Below are 19971 nucleotides of genomic sequence, written 5' to 3'. Positions count from 1 at the left end.
AGTTAATATTTATAACTAAAATAGCTTTGCAAGAAAAAATAACATAATTATGATAAAAAAAGCTATTCATTGAAAAAACAATCGATTATGAGAATCATTCTTTTTAACATCTGGTTAATTTGTGATATGATTCGCGATTATTTTAAATAACTAATAAATAGTGCTGAGGTATGTCAAAAACATTTAGTCCAACAAAGCGCCTGTTAATTAAAGGCATTATTGCTACATGTTTATTGTCTGTTACTCGAGTAGGCTTTGCTGCGGCAATGGCACAAGTGGTTGCTGTCCGCGTTTGGCCATCGTCAACCTATACCAGAATTACCTTAGAATCGAATATTAGTCTAACTTATAAACGTTCTACATTAAGTAATCCTGAACGAATTGCTATCGATATTGATAACTTAAATCTCAATGCAACTATAAAAACCATTACCGCTAAAGTATTAAATCATGATCCTTATATAAAATCGATCCGCGTATTACAGCTTGATCCTAAAACAGTCAGGATTATGATTGAATTAAAACAAGGTGTGCAGCCTAATATATTTACATTAGCCCCAATTGCTGAATTTAAAAATCGTTTAGTAATAGATCTTTATCCTTCTAAACCGAATACCGTTGATGATGATCCTTTATTGACTTTATTAGAAGAATATAAAAAAGGTGATCTCAATAAAAAACAAGCTGAAATAAAAACACCAACCAATAAAAAGAAAAATGCACCAGTTATTGTTATGTTAGATCCTGGCCATGGTGGTGAAGATCCTGGTGCCATTGGTTATAGCAAAACGCGAGAAAAAGATGTTGTTTTGCAAATAGCTCGGCGAATTTATAATTTACTGAAGAAAGAACCGCAGATAAAAGTTTATATGACTCGCAATGAAGATGTATTTATTCCTTTAAAAGTGCGAGTAGCTAAAGCAAGATCCTTACATGCAGATCTGTTTATTTCAATTCATGCTGATGCTTTTGCTAATAGATCAGTAAAAGGATCGTCAGTATTCTCATTATCCACTCGTGGGGCAACCAGCTCTGCAGCCAGCTATTTAGCGCAAACACAAAACAAAGCTGACCAAATAGGTGGCGTAAGTAAGAGTGGAGACAAATATTTAGATAATACTATTTTAGATTTAGTTCAAAAAACCACTATTAGCAATGGCGTGTTGTTAGGTAACTCTATTTTAAACCGGATAAAAGGTGTCAATCAGTTACATAAACCAGCTCTTGAAAAAGCTGGCTTTGCAGTTTTAAAAGCGCCAGATATTCCATCTATTTTGATAGAAACAGGTTTCATTAGTAACCTTTCAGAAGAACAAAAATTAAAAACAGCTTCATTCCAAAATCAAGTATCTAAAGCAATTGTTGATGGTGTTAAAGATTATCTGAAAAAACGTAAAAATTAATTTTGTAAAGATGTTTCCTGAGAAGTATACGTTTCAGTATAAAATTATTGGATGATTACTAAACATCTTGGCGCATCTAACCCCGGAACCTTTAATTTTATCTTCTGGTTAAGCGTAAATCCTGCCGGAATAGGATCTATATCATTGGCTTTTAAAGCATAAAAAGATCCTTGTTGATTGGGTAAATGCTTGCACCACGTTAACATATCTTGTAAGGATGCAAATGCTCGACTAATCACGCCATCAAATTGTTTTTGAGTATATTCTTCAATGCGACTTTGTAGTGGATTTATATTAGTTAATTTTAATTCAAATTGTACTTGTTTTAAAAAACGGATCCTTTTACCTAAACTATCGACCAGATCAAATTGTTTATCCGGATTAATGATCGCTAGTGGGATCCCCGGTAAACCAGGACCAGTACCCACATCAATAAAGGTTTTACCTTGCAAATAAGGGGAAACAACTAAACTATCCATGATGTGTTTAACCAACATTTCATTAGGATCGCGAACCGCAGTTAAGTTATAAGCCTTATTCCATTTATCAAGCATAGTGACATAATGAACTAGGAGATCTATTTGCTGATCTGAGATCTTAAAATCCATTTGATCGATTAAACTAGTGAGTTTCTTTTTTAACATAATTTTTCTTTTTTAAATAAACCAGTAACATTGAAATAGCCGCAGGGGTAATACCTGAAATTCGAGAAGCCTGACCGATTGAGACTGGCTTATGTTGTTTTAATTTAGCTACAACTTCATTAGATAAACCGGAAATTTCTGCATAATCAATATGTGCCGGAATTAAGGTTTCTTCATTACGTTTTTGGCGTTCAATTTCTTCAATTTGCAATTTGATATAACCATCATACTTAACTTGAATTTCAACTTGTTCAGCAGCTTGTTCATCAGTTAAACCTGGCGCAAATAGTGATAATGATTTAAGGGTTTGATAATTCATTTCCGGGCGTTTAAGTAGCTCCTCACCATTAGCCTCTTTGGTTAAATTAGCCGTTAATACGGCATTAACTTCATCGATTGATTCAATATGTGGATGAACCCAAATATCGCGTAACCGTGATCTTTCTTGCTCGATCGCATCAAATTTTTCATTAAACCGTCGCCAACGATAATCATCAACCATACCAAGATTGCGGCCAATTTCAGTCAAGCGAATATCGGCATTATCTTCACGTAACATTAGGCGATATTCGGCTCGTGAGGTAAACATCCGGTAAGGTTCGTTGGTACCAAGTGTACATAAATCATCAACTAACACGCCTAAATAAGCCTGATCGCGTGTTGGGTACCATTGATCTTGATCATAAACAAAACGCGCTGCATTAAGTCCGGCAAGCATACCTTGGGCAGCGGCTTCTTCATAACCAGTAGTGCCGTTAATTTGACCAGCTAAAAACAGCCCTTTGATCACTTTACTTTCTAATGTTGGTTTAAGATCCCGAGGATCAAAATAATCATATTCGATCGCATAGCCTGGCCTTACTATATTGGCGTTTTCAAGCCCTTTCATACTACGAACAAAAGCTAGCTGAGTATCAAATGGTAAACTCGTTGAGATCCCATTAGGATAAATTTCGTTACTATCTAATCCTTCTGGCTCTAAATAGATCTGATGCGAATTACGATCAGCAAAGCGCATGATTTTATCTTCTATTGAAGGGCAATACCTTGGTCCAACTCCTTCAATCACACCAGTATACATTGGGCTACGATCTAAATTATTACGAATGATCTCATGAGTAGTTTCATTGGTACTGGTAATATAACAAGGGATCTGTTGTGGATGTTCACTTGCTTTGCCTAAGAATGAAAATACTGGTACCGGATCATCACCATATTGAGTTCCTAATTGTGAAAAATCAATGGTTCTAGCATCAATACGCGGTGGTGTACCTGTCTTTAAGCGACCCATTCTAAATGGATATTGGTGTAACGATTTGGACAATCCTATGGAAGCAGGATCACCAGTACGACCACCACTATAATTATCTAGTCCAATATGGATCTTACCGTCTAAAAAAGTTCCTGTAGTTAATACTACTGCTTTAGCTTTAAAGGCAACGCCCATTTGCGTAATAACACCGGTGATCTGATCGTTTTCAATAATCACATCTTCAACTGATTGTTGAAATAACATTAAATTTTGTTGGTTTTCTAGTGCTGTTCTAACTGCTTTTCGATATAAAGATCGATCGGCTTGCGCACGGGTAGCTCTAACTGCAGGACCTTTACTACTGTTTAAGATCCGAAATTGGATCCCAGCATGATCAATAGCATGAGCCATTAATCCACCCATAGCATCAATTTCTTTAACTAAATGCCCTTTACCAATGCCGCCTATTGCAGGATTACAAGACATTTGACCTAATGTGTTGATATTGTGGGTTAAAAGTAATGTTTTTCTTCCCATTCTCGCTGATGCCATTGCTGCTTCTGTACCTGCATGACCGCCACCAACAATGATGACATCAAAAAGATCTGGATAAAACATAAAAAGCCTCGTTATTGTTTTGTATATGCTGATCGTTATTTTAGATGTGATGATCTGATTTAATTTGCGTAAGGAATTTTACTCATCTTTTTGGCTACGTCAAATGATCTAATTTGATCGTTAGTTAAATTAAATAAGATCTTTTGTATGATCTTTTTATTTTTATTGTTATTAGTGTGGATCGTTTTTGTGTATAACTAGATTTAGTAATTATTTTATAGGATCTTATAGATCGTCTAATTCTGTTAATTGATCGGTTTTTTCGTTATTTAAACTTGTTTATAACTCATGTGGTTATCCACAGTTATATTTATTTTTTAGGTTATTAATATGCTTATCACAACTTGTTAGGGGGATTTTAAACAGAGTTATCCACAAAAATTAAATTTGTTTGCTTAAATTTTAGCTTTTATTGGTTATATTTTAATCTTGGTTATTTGTTGTTGTTATATAATTTAACCAACTATTTTTGATTTTTTGTTTTCTATATAAAGTGATTGCTTTTTGTAAAAGCAAATTTATACTTAATACGATTATTTTTTATTTTGAGGCTATTTTATTACTCTTTCACAGCTACCTTTACCTTTTTTATTACCTAATAGTGAAACTTTAACTAGTTTTTATGTGGGTGATAATCAATTGTTGTTTGATTCATTGCAATCATTATTAGTAGAAAAAGGTTTTAAAGCTTTTTATATGTGGTCGGCTAGCGCTGCAGGTCGGACTCATTTATTACATGCATCATGTCAAAATAAACTAGCAAGTTATATTCCGTTAAAAAAACATAATCAGTTAGTTCCTGATATTTTGCAAGGTTTAGATAATTATGATTTGGTCTGTTTAGACGATATTGATGCTATAGCTGGTTATCGAGATTGGGAAGAGGCTGTTTTTGATTTATTTAATCGTTTAACTGAAAAAAATATTAGCAAATTATTAATTACTGCGAGCGCACCCCCTAAACAAATTGCTTTTAGTCTACCAGATCTAGTTTCTAGGTTATCTTGGGGGCAAGTATATCAATTAAAAGAATTAAGTGATGATGATAAACTCAAAGCTTTACAATTAAGAGCTAAATTAAGTGGTTTTGAATTATCAACAGAAGTAGGTTTGTTTTTATTAAAACGGGTTAATCGTGATATGCGTACTTTATTTTCTTTGCTAGAAAAATTTGAAGTCGCAACTTTAGCTCAACAACGGAAATTAACTATTCCTTTTATTAAAAATATTTTGGATTTGTAAAATGAGTAAAAAACCCGAAGCTATCGTTTTTTTCGATTTAGATGGAACTTTATTTGATAGTAATTTAAACGTACTATCTAGTTCTTTAGAAGCTATAATAAAATTAAAAAAGAATAATATTATCCCTATTATTGCTACTGGGCGTTCACCTTGTGAAGTAGCTGATTTATTGCATAAAACCCAAATCGATTCAATTATAGGTATGAATGGACAAGTGGTTATTTATGCAGGTGAAAAAGTTTTTGCCAATAATATTAATAAAGATGTTATTTCCCGAATATATCATTTTTCGAAACAACAAATGAATATTCCTTTATCTTTTTTAAATTATGAAATGATACGTATTTCTGAGCATACTCAGCCAGCAGAAGTATTTTATGATTATATTAAACGCAAAGTTCCTCCAGTTGATGATCAAGTTTATTTAAGCCAACCTATACAGATGTTATTGTTGTTGTGTGAAGAAGGTGAATCCAATTATACGGCAGTGTTCCCTGAATTAACTTTTATTCGCAATACTCCTTACTGTGTTGACGTTTTTAATCATGGGGGTTCTAAAGCTAATGGTATTATTCAGTTGTTGAATAAAAAAGGTTTTACTAATGTACCAACCTATGCTTTTGGTGATGGTATGAATGATTTTGAAATGTTTCAAACTGTTGATCATCCTATTGCAATGGCTAATGCTGTTAGTGAGCTAAAAGATCAGGCTGAATTTGTTACCGATACTAATAATAATGATGGTATTGCTAAAGCGTTACAAAAGTTTGGCTTGATTTAAGCTTTACTTAATTATTAAAATTAATTTTTAGAAATAAGCTTATTTATAAATTACCCCCAAGCATACAGCTTGGTTAGCTCCGGTTACTTCGGGAATATTAGATGCAATATTGTTAATTCTACAATAAGCTAACCAGGCAAAAGCAATAGCTTCCATATCATCACTATTAATACCTTTTTCATTGGTAGTTGATACGGTCCATTTTGGCAGTAAAATGGACAATCTTTGCATAATTAGTGGATTTTTAGCTCCACCACCACAAACTAAAAGTTCACAAGGTAAATTGTTTGTTAATGATAATTTATTAATTTCATTAGCTATAGTTAGAGCGGTAAATTCAACTAAGGTAGCTTGAATATTTTCAGCTTTAATATTGAATCCATTTAATTTTTGATTTAACCAGGGTAAGTTAAATAATTCCCGACCAGTACTTTTAGGCGCTGGTAATTGTAGGTAATCTTCTTGTAATAATTTATTGAGTAATTCATTATTAATGTTACCGGTTTTTGCCCATAAGGCATCTCGATCATAGGCTTGCCCGGTATTTTGATGAATCCAACCATCTAGTAATACATTACCTGGCCCGGTGTCATAGCCTATAACTGTTTGATTGGGAAATAATACTGAAATATTGCTTATTCCCCCTATATTCAGTACTACTCGATTAATATTAGGATTGTAAAGTACTGCTTTATGAAAAGCGGGTACTAATGGTGCCCCTTGGCCACCATAGGCAATATCTTTACGACGAAAATCAGCAATAGTGATGATGCCTGTTTTAGCTGCAATGATATTGGCGTCTCCTATTTGCATGGTAAATGGGTAACTACCAGTGGGTGCATGATAGATGGTTTGTCCGTGGCAGCCAATGGCTTTGACTTGATTTTTATCTATTTTATGTTCTGCTAAAAATTGGTTAATGTTTTGCGCGAATAGTTCACCAAGGCGGTGATCAAGTTCACCTAAATTTTGTAATGTTGTTTGTTTTGTTTGGCAAAGAGTGAGCAATGATTGTTGTAGATCCAACGGCATTAGATAACAATTGCTGGCTATGGAAGAGATTCGCAAACTAGTGATATCAACTAGAGCGATATCAACTCCGTCCATGCTAGTTCCGGACATTACTCCAATATATAAGTTTTGCATAAAAATTATCCTTGACGAATGATTTGACCCGTTTTTATATCTCTAATTTCTGATGGTTGTGATCTTTTACCGGTTTCACCTTGTAAAATGGGAAAATGTTTGCCAAATTGTTTTGCTACTTCATTTGCCGTGCGGCAAGGTTCATGAGCAGAAAGATTAGCACTGGTTGAAACTAATGGTTTACCAAATAGATTACATAGATTTATAACAACAGGATGATCAGTTATTCGCACCGCAATTGAAGCAAATTTACCCGTTAAAAAATAAGGAGTATTTTTATTTTTAGGAAAGACCCATGTAACTGGTCCTGGCCAACTAGCTAAAGCTTGGTGTTTTTGTTCATTAGTAATGGCTGATTCATCTATATAGGGTATTAATTGTTGATAATGACTAGCAATTAAAATTAAACCCTTTTCAATGTTCCGTTGTTTTAATGCCAGTATTTGTAATACTGCGGATTCACAATCAGGATCGCAACCAAGACCAAAAACAGCTTCGGTTGGATAGGCAAGTACTTTGCCTTTATTTAATAATTCATTACTTTCCGCTAAGGTTAATATATTTGCCATTTTAAGCTAAGCCAAATGAAAATATATTAAACTGGGGTAATAGAATTTGCAATTTAGTGTGGTGTTATTTCGATTTTATTTTATTTATTGCCAATGCATTTGTGGGTGATATTTAGCTGTTAATTCAACGGCCTGTTGCATATTGATAACTTTTAACCTTGGATCTATAAATGACTCTAAGCCACGAGCAATAATATCGCTGTCTAAAACATAGCAATTAGTGGTTTTTTCTAAGATATTATTTAATAATAAATTATTTTGCAATGAAATAACGACGCCATTCTGCCAAAATAATACCACATCATGCGCTGATATTAATTGTAATTCCGTTATTGATAGATTAGATGTTGTAATGGTATGTAACATAAATTCACACTTTTATTATACTGGAATATATGAATTATCTATAATAAATTGTCGAGATTCGAGATAACGTTGTTCCGTTCATATTTAATGGTAATTAGTATATAATAATTAACATTTATTGGGCAAAAAATCCATCATGAAACCTATTATTTTAGCTAATGAGCAAGAAACAATTGCATTTGGTAAACAAATAGCTAGCTGTTGTTTAGATTATTTATCTGGTCATGATAGTGCTATTGTGATCTATTTGATTGGTGATCTAGGTGCCGGTAAAACTACTTTTAGTCGTGGATTTTTACAACAATTAGGGCATTCTGGCACGGTAAAAAGTCCAACTTATACGTTAGTTGAACCTTATCAATTTAAGGATTTTTCAGTTTATCATTTTGATTTATACAGGCTTATTGATCCAGAAGAGTTAGAGTTTATGGGAATACGGGAATATTTTTCCTCTCGATCTATTTGCCTTGTTGAGTGGCCACAGCAAGCTGAAGGTTTATTACCAGATGCTGATATTGAAATTCATTTGACCTATTTTGCACTTGAACGTACAGTTTCGGTGCGGGCTAAAAGTGAAAAGGGTAAAACGATTATTAATTATTTACAATAATGACTAACCATAAGAAATGAGATAAATGAAAAAATTACTTACTTTTTTTATGTTATTACTACTTTGTTGTTCTACTTATGCTAGCAAAGTAGTCATTGCCGTTGATGCTGGGCATGGTGGTAAAGACTCTGGTGCAGTTGGTAAAAATAAGTTATATGAAAAAACAGTTACGCTTGCAATAGCTAAGAAGTTAACTAATTTATTAAATCAAGATCCGAATTTTAAAGGGGTATTAACCCGCAGTAGTGATAATTTTATTTCTGTTTTTCAACGGTCAGAAATTGCGCGTAAAAATAAGGCAAATTTGTTAATTTCAATTCATGCGGATGCAGCACCGGATCGTAGTGCTTCAGGAGCTTCACTTTGGGTTCTTTCGACCAAACGTGCTGATACCGAACTTGGTCGTTGGCTTGAACAAGGTGAAAAGCAATCCCAGTTATTAGGGGGGGCGGGGGATGCATTAAGTGATGATCATAATCCTCATTTGAGCCAAGCGGTATTAGATCTGCAATTTTCTTATTCGCAACGGGTTGGTTATGAATTAGCAACTCAAGTATTAAAAGAGATGACTAGTTCAATTAAACTCCATAAACGTAGACCAGAACATGCTAGTTTAGGTGTGTTGCGATCACCTGATATTCCGTCAATTTTGGTTGAAGTTGGCTTTATATCTAATGAAGGTGAAGAAAGTTTATTAGCGAGTAATGCACATCAAGATAAGATTGCTAAGGCGATTTATCAAGGTGTAAAAAATTATGTCAGGCAAAATCCTAAATTTGGAGAACAACATTAATGGCAATTCAAATTCTATCACCACAATTAGCCAATCAAATTGCTGCTGGTGAAGTGGTAGAACGTCCGGCCTCTGTGATTAAAGAGCTAGTGGAAAATAGTCTTGATGCAGGTAGTACTCAAATTGATATTGATCTGGAACAAGGTGGCTGTAAGTTAATTCGTATTCGGGATAATGGTTGTGGTATTGCTAAAGATGAATTGGCTCTTGCGCTTGCTAGGCATGCAACCAGTAAAATTAGTACCTTGGATGATTTAGAAGCTATTATAAGTTTAGGATTTCGCGGAGAAGCATTAGCTAGTATTAGTTCAGTTTCTCGCTTGACATTAACATCGCGTACAGCAGAACAGTCAGAAGCATGGCAAGTTTATGCTGAAGGGCGTGATATGACGCCTACAATAAAACCAGCTGCTCACCCGGTTGGTTCCACTGTTGAAGTATTAGATCTGTTTTATAATACGCCTGCTCGACGTCGTTTTCTAAAGACTGAAAAAACAGAATTTATGCATATTGAGGAATTTGTAAAGCGTATTGCCCTTGCTCGTCCTGATGTGACTTTTAATTTGCAACATAATGGTAAATTAGTTAAACAATACCGTTCATCGGTGCTTGCAAAAAGAGTAGAGTTAGTTTGCGGGCGTGCTTTTATGCAAAAAGCAGTCACATTGGATTGGCAACATGATGATTTATTGATTCAAGGTTGGGTAGCAAGAAGTGAAACAAGTGATCTGCAATATTTTTATGTTAATGGACGAGTGATTAAAGATAAATTACTTAATCATGCTTTACGTCAAGCTTATACTAGTCGCACAAATGAACAACAAAGTTATGTGGTTTTTTTACAGCTTGATCCTAAGCAAGTTGATGTTAACGTTCATCCATCTAAACATGAAGTGCGCTTTCATGAAGCAAGATTAGTTCATGATTTCGTTTACCAAGCAATTGTAATGGCATTAGAATCTCATTTATCGGTTAGCGATGATAAGATTACGATAACGCCTAATCGACAAGCTGCTGGGGAAAATATTTTCAATCAACAGTCTAAAGATAAAACTTATTTAACGACTAGCCAATTACCTAAAAAAGCCAGCAATCACCTAAAAGAGAATACGGCATATGCTAAGTTAGTAACTGTGGATAATGAGCTTGAAATAAATCAATCTGAAACAAATCAACCTCTGCTATCGTCACAAGAAGATAAACTAATAACGTCATCACAACAAGCGGTTATTGAATCGTTGTTCCCTAAACGTAATACACCTTTACAATCATTACAACAGCAAATTGACTGTTCTTCTTTAGTTCAATTAGGTAGAGTTTTAACCGTTATTCAACCTAGTATTGCTTTGTTGGAAAAGTATGAAAATAATCAGCAAAAATTAATGGTGATGAATTTACCTATTGCTCAGCAAAGAGTAACAGCAATCAAGTTATTATCACAAGAATCGGAAAAGCTACTTATTCCATTAACTATTTTAGTTAATCTTAAAGAGCAACAAATACTCGATAATTATAAATCGCAATTGATCTTTTTAGGTTTTGATTTTGATATTGATGAAGCAAAATTACATTTACATAGTGTGCCTAAGATGTTGAGGGCGAGGAATTGGCAGCAATTGTTACCTGCATTAATTACTTTTATATTAGCACCAGAACATGAGGTTTTAAATCCTACCAAGATAGCAAGTTGGCTAGCAAGTCAGAATGATGTTAGTAATGAAGCGAGTTGGAATGTTGCAAAAGTTATTCAATTATTGGCACAATTGGAACAAATAGATATTAATTTATTACAACAAGAAACCTTTTTACATTCAATTGATATTTCATTTTTTACTCAATCAATTTTATCATGAATAAACCCAAAATTATTACTTTAATGGGGCCAACGGCGTCTGGTAAAACTGCCGTTGCTATGGCTCTTTATGAACGTTATCCAATTGATATTATTAGTGTCGATTCGGCATTAATTTATCGTGGTATGGATATTGGTACCGCTAAACCGACTAAAGAAGAACAACAAAAGTATCCACATAAATTAATTGATATTTGTGATCCGTCCGAGAGTTATTCTGCCGCTAATTTTAGACAAGATGCCATTGTTGAAATAGAAACAACATTAAATAATGGCCGAATCCCTCTGTTAGTTGGTGGTACTATGCTTTACTTTAAAGCCTTAATTGAAGGTCTTTCACCACTTCCAGCAGCAAATAGTGAGATTCGTCAACAGATTGAGGAAAAAGCTAGTAAATTAGGGTGGCAAGCTATTCACGAGCAATTAAAAAAAGTTGATCCTATAGCCGCCGACAGAATCCATCCTAATGATCCCCAACGTCTTAATCGAGCTTTAGAAGTTTATTTAATTTCTGGTAAAAGTTTGACTGAATTAACTCAAGATAGCGGTGAAGCTTTGCCATATGAAATTATGCAGTTTGCTATTATGCCAGAGGATAGAGCTATTTTGCATCAACGTATTGAAAAACGTTTTTTACAGATGTTAGAGCAAGGCTTTGAACAAGAAGTAAAAACTTTAATGCAACGAACGGATTTGCATACAAATTTACCATCAATACGCTGTGTAGGTTATCGGCAAATGTGGGAGTATTTACAGGGTGATACTAGTTATGATGAAATGGTATTTAAAGGAATTTGTGCTACCCGTCAATTAGCTAAAAGGCAAATTACCTGGTTACGTGGTTGGAAGCAGCCAATTACTTGGGTAAATAATGATAATTTTGATGTCATATTTGATCACTTACTTAGTTCTGAATAGATAAATATATATGCGATTTTTATTGAATTGTTATATTTTAATGATCAATAAATTCTGTTAAAAAGTTTGTGATAAGACTAATGTTTTAGTGTTTTTATTTGTTTTTTGGGTGGCTGTTTATTCAATTTTTAGGTATTTGTGCATAAATTTTTATTGATTAGTTCAAGAACGATGTTTTTTATGTTAACTTAATGGCTAATATCTTGACGTTTCGCAGTCAGATAAAAGTTTTTTTTGCGAGTACAGTTATATTTCTTCATCTTATTTTTTATTTTATTTCACTTAAAGGAAATACTCATGTCAAAAGGGCAGTCATTACAAGATCCTTATTTAAATTTGCTACGTCGCGAACATATTCCAGTATCGATTTATTTAGTTAATGGTATTAAATTACAAGGGCAAATTGAATCCTTTGATCAGTTTGTTATTTTATTAAAAAATACTGTAAGTCAAATGGTATATAAGCATGCTATCTCAACAGTCGTACCATCAAGACCTATTTCTGGGTTGGTATCTCAACCTGAAGAGGAAAGCGAAAGCTGATAATTTCAGTGGAGAGTTTGATTGTTTGAGCGATATAAAGGCGGTGAAGCTGCCTTATTAGTCCATGTATTTTTCCCTCAAGAAAGCGATATCGAGGATCTTAAAGAATTTGAAGTATTAGTTTCTTCAGCTCAAATTCAGATCCTTGATATTGTGACAACCTCAAGAAAAGCACCACAAGCTAAATATTTCATTGGTGAAGGTAAGGCACAAGAAATTGCCGAAAAAGTTAAACAGCTAGAAGCTTCGGTAATTTTAGTTAACCATACATTAACACCAACTCAAGAGCGTAACCTTGAAAAACTATGTGAATGCCGTGTTGTTGATAGAACGGGATTAATTCTGGATATTTTTGCTCAAAGAGCCAGAACTCATGAAGGTAAATTACAAGTTGAGTTAGCGCAATTGCAGTATCTTTCTACTCGTTTAGTACGTGGCTGGACTCATTTAGAAAGGCAGAAAGGTGGAATAGGTTTACGCGGGCCGGGTGAAACTCAATTAGAAACAGATAGACGTTTAATTCGTCAGCGAATTCAATTAATTTTATCTAGGTTGGCTAAAGTTGAAAAACAACGCAATCAAAATCGCCAATCGCGCAATAAAGCCGATTTATCAACGGTATCATTAGTTGGTTATACTAATGCAGGTAAATCAACACTATTTAATATGTTAACCAATGCGGATGTTTATGCTGCTAATCAATTATTTGCTACTTTAGATCCAACATTAAGACGTATTATTGTTGATGATGTCGGTGAAGTAGTCATTGCCGATACTGTAGGTTTTATCCGACATTTACCTCATGATTTAATCGCTGCTTTTAAAGCAACTTTACTCGAAACTCAAGAAGCAGCATTACTATTACACGTAGTAGATGCCGCGGATCCTAATTTGTTAGATAATATACATGCTGTTGATGATGTGCTGGTGGAAATCGAAGCTAATGAGATCCCTACACTGTTAGTCATGAATAAAATAGATTTAATTGAAGGTAAACAACCAACAATTGATCGAGATGAATCCGGAATGCCAATTCGAGTTTGGATTTCGGCACAAAATGGTTTAGGATTAGATCTACTATTTATTGCATTAAAAGAAAGGCTTGCTAGACAAATTCAAGTTTGTCAATTAAATTTACCAACCTATTTATCTAGGTTAAGAAGTCGCTTTTATCAACTTAATGCAGTGGAACATGAATTTATTAATGATGATGGAAGTTTTCACTTAGATGTGAGAATGCCTGCAATAGAATGGAATCGCCTCTGTAAACAAGAGCCAGATCTGTTATACTTAATTAAAACGCAAAATAACAACTAATTGTTAAATGGAGCATATAAAATATGGCGTGGAATCAGCCCGGAAATAACGGACAAGATAACGATCCATGGGGTAATAATAATAACAAAAAACCTTCCGGTTCATCGGCTGGTTTATTGGATAAAATTAAAGATCTCTTAAAAAAAGGTAAATTCAGCAATAATAACAGTGGTTCATCAGGAATTAAATTGCCAATGAATACCTCTAAAATTATTGGGGCAGTTATTGTTGTATTAATCTTAGTTTGGGGGGTGAGTGGTTTTTATACTATTAATCAAAGCCAACGTGGTGTGATTACACGCTTTGGGCAAGTTCAGCCTGAAATTATTCAACCAGGATTAAATTGGAAACCAACATTAATTGATAAAGTGTATATTGTTGATACTCAAGGTACGCGTAATTTTAACGTAGGAGGTTCTATTATTACAACCGCTACAACTGTCACCTCCGATACAACTGGGGAAAATTTGGTTTTTGTTGAGATGAATGTACAGTACCGAGTTAGTAACCCTTTAAAGTATTTGTTTAATGTAACCAATGTTGAAGATAGTTTACGTCAAGCTGCCGATAGTGCACTAAGAACTACGGTAGGTAGTTCTAATATAGATGCAATTATTTCTGACGGGCGAGCCGCACTTGAAACTAGTACTAAAGATGAATTAGTGAATGTTATTAATAATTATGATATGGGAATTAGCATTGTTGATTTGAACTTCCAAGTTGCTCGTCCACCAGAAGAAGTACAAGACGCTTATGAAGATGCTATTCGTGCTCAGAGCGATAGTGAGCGTGAAATTAAGCAAGCTGAAGCTGATAAAGTTCAGCTAGTGCAACAAGCTGAAGGTCGTGCTGCCAGAATTTTAGCCGATGCCAATGCCTATAAGGTTAAGGTTGAACTTGAAGCTTCTGGTGATGTGGCGCGATTCGAAAAAATATTGCCTCAATATAAAGCGGCTCCGGAAATTACTAAAGAACGTTTATATATTGAAACCATGGAAAGAATTTTAGCTAAAACGAATAAAGTTATTGTTAATGATAAAAGTGGTAATTTAATGGTATTACCATTAGAACAATTATTAAACAATAAAGGTGAAAAAGTTACTGATTCTAGCAATTTATCAAACTCGAATAGTGAATATAATTTTAATATGCCAAGTTCTTCTGATCCACTAAACATTACGCCAGAAGTTAAGAGTGAAACACCGAGTGGTGATTCAACTCATAATAATAATTCTACTGGTAAAACTACGCGAACCTCGCGATTTATGGGACGATAAGGAGAAAATGAGTATGCGTAAATTATTGATTCCGGTAGTTTTAATATTAGTAGGAATATTTTTTTCAAGTGTTTATGTTATTGAAGAAGGTACTCGTGGTGTAGTTTTAAGGTTCAATAAAATTATTGGGTTATCTAATTCTGGATTGCATTTTAAAATTCCTGGCATGGATAGTATTAAAGTTATAGATGCTAAGATTCAAACAATCAATAGTTCTGAACAAAGATTTTTTAATGTTCAGAAGAAAGAACTGATTGTGGACTATTTTGTACAATGGAAGATTGTTGATTTTAATCGCTATTATGAAACAGTAGCTGGTGGTAATAATGTTGAAGATTTACTCTTAGCTAGATTAAATGGTCGGTTACGCGCTGAAATTGGTAAATTAAGTAATAAAGATATTATTAATGATTCCAATGCCGATACCAAATCCCGAAATTCTTTGATGATTAAAGTTAAAGATGCATTAAATGGAACATCGCAAGAAACAATTGATAATGTACCTATTGATAAATTAGTTGCTGATACCAAAAAAGATCCTGAAAGTAACAAAACTAGTTTAAGAGCTTTTGGTGTAGAAGTAATTGATGTACGTATCAAAAAAATCAACTTTCCTCCAGCAGTATCCGGATCGATTTATGAAATGATGAGGTCTGAACGTGGAGTTATTGCTCGAGATAAACGCTTTGAAGGTGTGAGAAAAGCTGAAGAAGAAAGGGCTAAAGCTACTCTTAAAGCAACAAAAATATTATCTGAAGCAGAACGGCAATCTCGTACAATTCGTGGTGAAGGTGATGCTAATGCCGCCAAACTTTATGCTGATGCTTTTGGTAAAGATATGGAATTTTTCAGTTTCATTCGTAGTTTAAAAGCTTATGAACAAAGTTTTTTAGGCAACGATGTTATGGTTATTAGTCCAGATAGTGAATTTTTTCGATATATGAAATTAAAATCTAATAAATAACTTAATGAGTAAATATTTATGAGTAATAATGTTGTTGTTCTAGGCACGCAATGGGGTGATGAAGGCAAAGGAAAAGTTGTTGATTTGCTTACCGAAAAAGCCAAATATGTGGTCCGTTATCAAGGTGGTCATAATGCTGGTCATACCTTAGTGATTAATGGTGAAAAAACAGTATTGCATTTAATCCCTTCGGGAATATTACACAAAGACGTAATGAGTATTATTGCCAATGGTGTAGTACTGTGCCCAGATGCATTAATGAACGAGATGAAAGCACTGGAAGCTAAAGGTATTCCTGTCCGAGAAAGATTACTTATTTCTGAATCATGCCCGTTAATTCTTTCTTACCATATTGCACTTGATCAAGCCCGCGAAAAAGCTCGCGGTAATAAAGCAATAGGCACTACTGGTCGTGGTATTGGTCCGGCATATGAAGATAAAGTTGCTCGCCGAGGATTGCGAGTTGGCGATTTGCGGGATCGCGCTGCATTCGCTGATAAATTAAAAGAAGTTATGGACTACCATAATTTCCAATTAGTTAATTATTACAAAGCTGAACCAGTAGACTATCAAAAAGTACTAGAAGATACTTTTGCAATTGCTGATGTTCTTGTTGCGATGATTGCTGATATCCCTGCGCTTTTAGAAGATGCCCGTAAAAAGGGTGAAAAAATCATGTTTGAAGGTGCACAAGGTACTTTACTTGATATTGATCATGGTACTTATCCTTTTGTTACTTCTTCTAATACTACTGCCGGTGGCGTGGCAACCGGTTCTGGATTCGGCCCTCGTTATGTTGGTTATGTATTAGGAATTGTTAAGGCTTATTCTACCCGTGTTGGTGCTGGGCCTTTTCCTACAGAGTTATTTGATGATATTGGTGAATATCTTTGTAAACAGGGAAATGAATTTGGTGCGACTACAGGCCGCCGCCGTCGTACTGGTTGGCTTGATGCAGTTGCTGTTCGTAAAGCGGTACAACTTAATTCAGTTTCTGGTTTTTGTTTAACTAAGCTTGATGTGTTAGATGGGCTAAAAGAAGTGAAAATTTGTGTTGGCTATCAATTGCCAAATGGGGCAGTGATTAAAACAGCTCCAGCAGCGGCTGAAGAATGGAGTTTAGTTAAACCAGTTTATGAATCAATGCCTGGTTGGAACGAATCAACTTTTGGTATTAAAAATTATGATGCTTTACCTAAAGCAGCAAAAGCTTATATTAAGCGCATTGAAGAGTTAACAGAGACGCCAATTGATATTATTTCTACTGGCCCAGATCGAAGTGAAACAATGATCCTTCGCGATCCTTATCAAGTATAATTTTTTAAAATAAAAAAATCGGGATAATAGTCCCGATTTTTATTTTTAGCATATATTGAACAATATATAGGTTAAGTATTAGAGGTAGTTATGACCAAATTAGGTACTCCACTCTCTCCCTCATCGACTAAAGTCCTACTTTGTGGTGCTGGCGAGCTTGCTAAAGAAGTCGTAATTGAATTACAACGATTAGGTTGTGAAGTCATTGCTGTTGATAGCTATGCTAATGCACCAGCAATGCAAGTAGCTCACCGCTTTCATGTTATTAATATGCTTGATGGAAATGCTTTAAGAAAAGTTATTGAAGCGGAAAATCCAGATTATATTGTTCCGGAAATTGAAGCGATTGCAACAGAAACGTTGGTTGAGTTGGAAAAAGAGGGATTTACGGTTATCCCAACAGCAAAGGCAACACAACTCACTATGAATCGCGAAGGCATTCGTCGTCTAGCTGCAGAAACACTTAACTTACCTACTTCACCTTATCAATTTGCTACGACTGAAACTGAATATAGAGATGCGGTAAAAAAAATTGGTTTCCCGTGTTTAGTAAAACCGATTATGAGTTCATCTGGAAAGGGGCAATCTTTATTACGTGATGTAACCGATCTTGATGCTGCTTGGAAAATTGCGCAAGAAGGTGGGCGTGCTGGTAGTGGAAAAGTCATTATTGAAGGTTTCGTAGATTTTGAATATGAAATTACATTATTAACCATTAGACATATTAATGGGGTTGCATTTTGTGAACCGATAGGCCACCGTCAAGAAAAAGGTGATTATCGAGAATCTTGGCAACCGCAACAAATGTCTAAACCAGCTTTAGCATTAGCTAAAGAAATTGCTACTAAAATAACGGCTGCTTTAGGTGGTCGTGGATTATTTGGTGTGGAACTTTTTGTTAAAGGTGATCAAGTTTGGTTTAGTGAAGTTTCTCCCCGTCCACATGATACAGGTATGGTGACATTAATTTCGCAAAACTTATCTGAATTTGCTTTACATGCCAGAGCTATTTTAGGATTACCAATAACTTCTATTGAACAGTTTGGTGCTAGTGCATCAGCAGTTATTTTAGTTGATGGTGATTCGAAACAAGTCACATTTAGTGAGTTAGATAAAGCATTAAATGAACCACAAACCGATTTACGCTTATTTGGTAAACCTGAAGTAAAAGGTACCAGAAGAATGGGGGTTGCGTTGGCTCGGGCATTAAATGTTAAACAAGCAGTTAACAAAGCTATTAAAGTAGCAAATCAAGTAAAAATTAGTTTGTAATATTGCAATTTGGGTAAAAAGCCATCAGTTGATTTAAAATAATTAAAAAAGCAGAAATAGGGGTTGACGTAAGCAGGTGAAATGAGTAACATACGCAACCCTTGAGACAGCAAACTGAATCAGCCGAGAGGTTGAAGGAAGTTAAAGTAAAAGAAGCTGTCAGCTCTTTAAAAATTAAGAAACAGACAATCTGTGTGGGCACTTACGAGACGAAAAAATTAAAAGTCTACGGACTTAAAAAATTAAGTCTTGATAAGTGACACTGAAGATTCATTTGAATATGTCAGAGACAGTTATTGAGCATCAAACTTTAAATTGAAGAGTTTGATCATGGCTCAGATTGAACGCTGGCGGCAGGCTTAACACATGCAAGTCGAACGGTAACATGAGTGCTTGCACTTGATGACGAGTGGCGGACGGGTGAGTAAGGTATGGGGATCTGCCGAATGGCGAGGGACAACAGTTGGAAACGACTGCTAATACCTCATAAAGTTGAGAAACCAAAGCATGGGACCTTCGGGCCATGTGCCATTTGATGAACCCATATGGGATTAGCTAGTTGGTGGGGTAAAGGCTCACCAAGGCGACGATCTCTAGCTGGTCTGAGAGGATGACCAGCCACACTGGAACTGAGACACGGTCCAGACTCCTACGGGAGGCAGCAGTGGGGAATATTGCACAATGGGGGAAACCCTGATGCAGCCATGCCGCGTGTATGAAGAAGGCCTTCGGGTTGTAAAGTACTTTCGGTAATGAGGAAGGTGTTGTATCTAATAGGTGCAACAATTGACGTTAATTACAGAAGAAGCACCGGCTAACTCCGTGCCAGCAGCCGCGGTAATACGGAGGGTGCGAGCGTTAATCGGAATGACTGGGCGTAAAGGGCATGTAGGCGGATGATTAAGTTAGGTGTGAAAGCCCTGGGCTTAACCTAGGAATTGCACTTAAAACTGGTTATCTGGAGTATTGTAGAGGAAGGTAGAATTCCACGTGTAGCGGTGAAATGCGTAGAGATGTGGAGGAATACCGGTGGCGAAGGCGGCCTTCTGGACAGATACTGACGCTGAGATGCGAAAGCGTGGGGAGC

Annotated in this window: 17 protein-coding genes, 1 rRNA gene and 1 pseudogene; 14 read left to right on the top strand and 5 right to left on the bottom strand. The window is 35.2% G+C overall.

The window, feature by feature from the left end; translation table 11 throughout:
- Positions 1 to 170 precede the first annotated feature (170 nt).
- Entirely contained in the window at positions 171 to 1403 is a 1233-nt protein-coding gene (locus tag A9G13_RS00095; protein WP_065555608.1) for an N-acetylmuramoyl-L-alanine amidase, read from the top strand.
- A 44-nt stretch (positions 1404 to 1447) separates the two neighbouring features.
- On the opposite strand, the gene rsmG is transcribed toward A9G13_RS00095, so the two are convergent.
- Entirely contained in the window at positions 1448 to 2047 is a 600-nt protein-coding gene (rsmG, locus tag A9G13_RS00090) for a 16S rRNA (guanine(527)-N(7))-methyltransferase RsmG (RefSeq protein WP_065555607.1), read from the bottom strand.
- The gene (gene mnmG, locus A9G13_RS00085) at positions 2025 to 3917 is read right to left on the bottom strand and encodes a tRNA uridine-5-carboxymethylaminomethyl(34) synthesis enzyme MnmG (protein WP_065555606.1); all 1893 of its coding nucleotides are present in this window, start codon (positions 3915 to 3917) and stop codon (positions 2025 to 2027) included. The genes rsmG and mnmG overlap by 23 nt, the downstream gene beginning before the upstream one ends.
- A gap of 558 nt (positions 3918 to 4475) precedes the next feature.
- Here mnmG and hda point away from each other — a divergent pair.
- Together hda and A9G13_RS00075 are read left to right on the top strand one after the other, a co-directional pair.
- On the top strand, positions 4476 to 5159 hold the full coding sequence (gene hda / locus A9G13_RS00080; protein ID WP_065555605.1) for a DnaA inactivator Hda: 684 nt from the start codon (positions 4476 to 4478) through the stop codon (positions 5157 to 5159).
- A 1-nt stretch (position 5160) separates the two neighbouring features.
- The gene (locus A9G13_RS00075) at positions 5161 to 5940 is read left to right on the top strand and encodes a Cof-type HAD-IIB family hydrolase (RefSeq protein WP_065555604.1); all 780 of its coding nucleotides are present in this window, start codon (positions 5161 to 5163) and stop codon (positions 5938 to 5940) included.
- Between the two features lie 39 nt (positions 5941 to 5979).
- Here the strand turns inward: A9G13_RS00075 and A9G13_RS00070 are convergent, their stop codons facing one another.
- From A9G13_RS00070 to tusB, 3 genes are all read right to left on the bottom strand, one after another.
- Positions 5980 to 7086, bottom strand: coding sequence for an anhydro-N-acetylmuramic acid kinase (locus tag A9G13_RS00070; RefSeq protein WP_065555603.1), 1107 nt, complete (start codon positions 7084 to 7086; stop codon positions 5980 to 5982).
- A 5-nt stretch (positions 7087 to 7091) separates the two neighbouring features.
- On the bottom strand, positions 7092 to 7655 hold the full coding sequence (locus A9G13_RS00065; protein WP_065555602.1) for a Sua5/YciO/YrdC/YwlC family protein: 564 nt from the start codon (positions 7653 to 7655) through the stop codon (positions 7092 to 7094).
- 84 nt (positions 7656 to 7739) lie between these two features.
- Entirely contained in the window at positions 7740 to 8021 is a 282-nt protein-coding gene (tusB, locus tag A9G13_RS00060) for a sulfurtransferase complex subunit TusB (protein WP_065555601.1), read from the bottom strand.
- A gap of 133 nt (positions 8022 to 8154) precedes the next feature.
- Here tusB and tsaE point away from each other — a divergent pair, with 133 nt between their 5' ends.
- From tsaE to A9G13_RS00005, 11 genes and pseudogenes are all read left to right on the top strand, one after another.
- Entirely contained in the window at positions 8155 to 8631 is a 477-nt protein-coding gene (tsaE, locus tag A9G13_RS00055) for a tRNA (adenosine(37)-N6)-threonylcarbamoyltransferase complex ATPase subunit type 1 TsaE (RefSeq protein WP_442902781.1), read from the top strand.
- Between the two features lie 79 nt (positions 8632 to 8710).
- Positions 8711 to 9403: pseudogene (locus A9G13_RS00050) on the top strand (N-acetylmuramoyl-L-alanine amidase); the annotation flags it as partial.
- Positions 9404 to 9423: 20 nt separating this feature from the next.
- Positions 9424 to 11277 (top strand): DNA mismatch repair endonuclease MutL, encoded by a 1854-nt coding sequence (gene mutL / locus A9G13_RS00045; protein WP_065555598.1) that lies wholly within the window; start codon positions 9424 to 9426, stop codon positions 11275 to 11277.
- On the top strand, positions 11274 to 12194 hold the full coding sequence (gene miaA / locus A9G13_RS00040; RefSeq protein WP_065555597.1) for a tRNA (adenosine(37)-N6)-dimethylallyltransferase MiaA: 921 nt from the start codon (positions 11274 to 11276) through the stop codon (positions 12192 to 12194). Before mutL ends, miaA begins: the two co-directional genes overlap by 4 nt.
- Before the next feature lie 297 nt (positions 12195 to 12491).
- The gene (hfq, locus tag A9G13_RS00035) at positions 12492 to 12737 is read left to right on the top strand and encodes an RNA chaperone Hfq (RefSeq protein WP_065555596.1); all 246 of its coding nucleotides are present in this window, start codon (positions 12492 to 12494) and stop codon (positions 12735 to 12737) included.
- A gap of 21 nt (positions 12738 to 12758) precedes the next feature.
- Complete coding sequence (gene hflX, locus A9G13_RS00030; protein ID WP_065555595.1) at positions 12759 to 14054, top strand: ribosome rescue GTPase HflX; 1296 nt, start codon at positions 12759 to 12761, stop codon at positions 14052 to 14054.
- Between the two features lie 23 nt (positions 14055 to 14077).
- Positions 14078 to 15331 carry an FtsH protease activity modulator HflK gene (gene hflK / locus A9G13_RS00025; protein WP_065555594.1) on the top strand — a complete coding sequence of 418 codons (1254 nt, stop codon included), beginning with the start codon at positions 14078 to 14080 and terminating at the stop codon, positions 15329 to 15331.
- A gap of 13 nt (positions 15332 to 15344) precedes the next feature.
- The gene (hflC, locus tag A9G13_RS00020; RefSeq protein ID WP_065555593.1) at positions 15345 to 16295 is read left to right on the top strand and encodes a protease modulator HflC; all 951 of its coding nucleotides are present in this window, start codon (positions 15345 to 15347) and stop codon (positions 16293 to 16295) included.
- An 18-nt stretch (positions 16296 to 16313) separates the two neighbouring features.
- On the top strand, positions 16314 to 17612 hold the full coding sequence (locus tag A9G13_RS00015; RefSeq protein WP_065555592.1) for an adenylosuccinate synthase: 1299 nt from the start codon (positions 16314 to 16316) through the stop codon (positions 17610 to 17612).
- 90 nt (positions 17613 to 17702) lie between these two features.
- Entirely contained in the window at positions 17703 to 18884 is a 1182-nt protein-coding gene (purT, locus tag A9G13_RS00010; protein WP_065555591.1) for a formate-dependent phosphoribosylglycinamide formyltransferase, read from the top strand.
- Positions 18885 to 19196: 312 nt separating this feature from the next.
- Positions 19197 to 19971, top strand: a 16S ribosomal RNA gene (locus A9G13_RS00005); the annotation flags it as partial.

It is taken from the genome of Gilliamella sp. wkB178 (genome assembly GCF_001690705.1).
GTDB classification, from domain to species: domain Bacteria; phylum Pseudomonadota; class Gammaproteobacteria; order Enterobacterales; family Orbaceae; genus Gilliamella; species Gilliamella apicola_K.
Note: the sequence above shows the minus strand (reverse complement) of the source record. Positions and strands in the feature narration are given on the sequence as shown.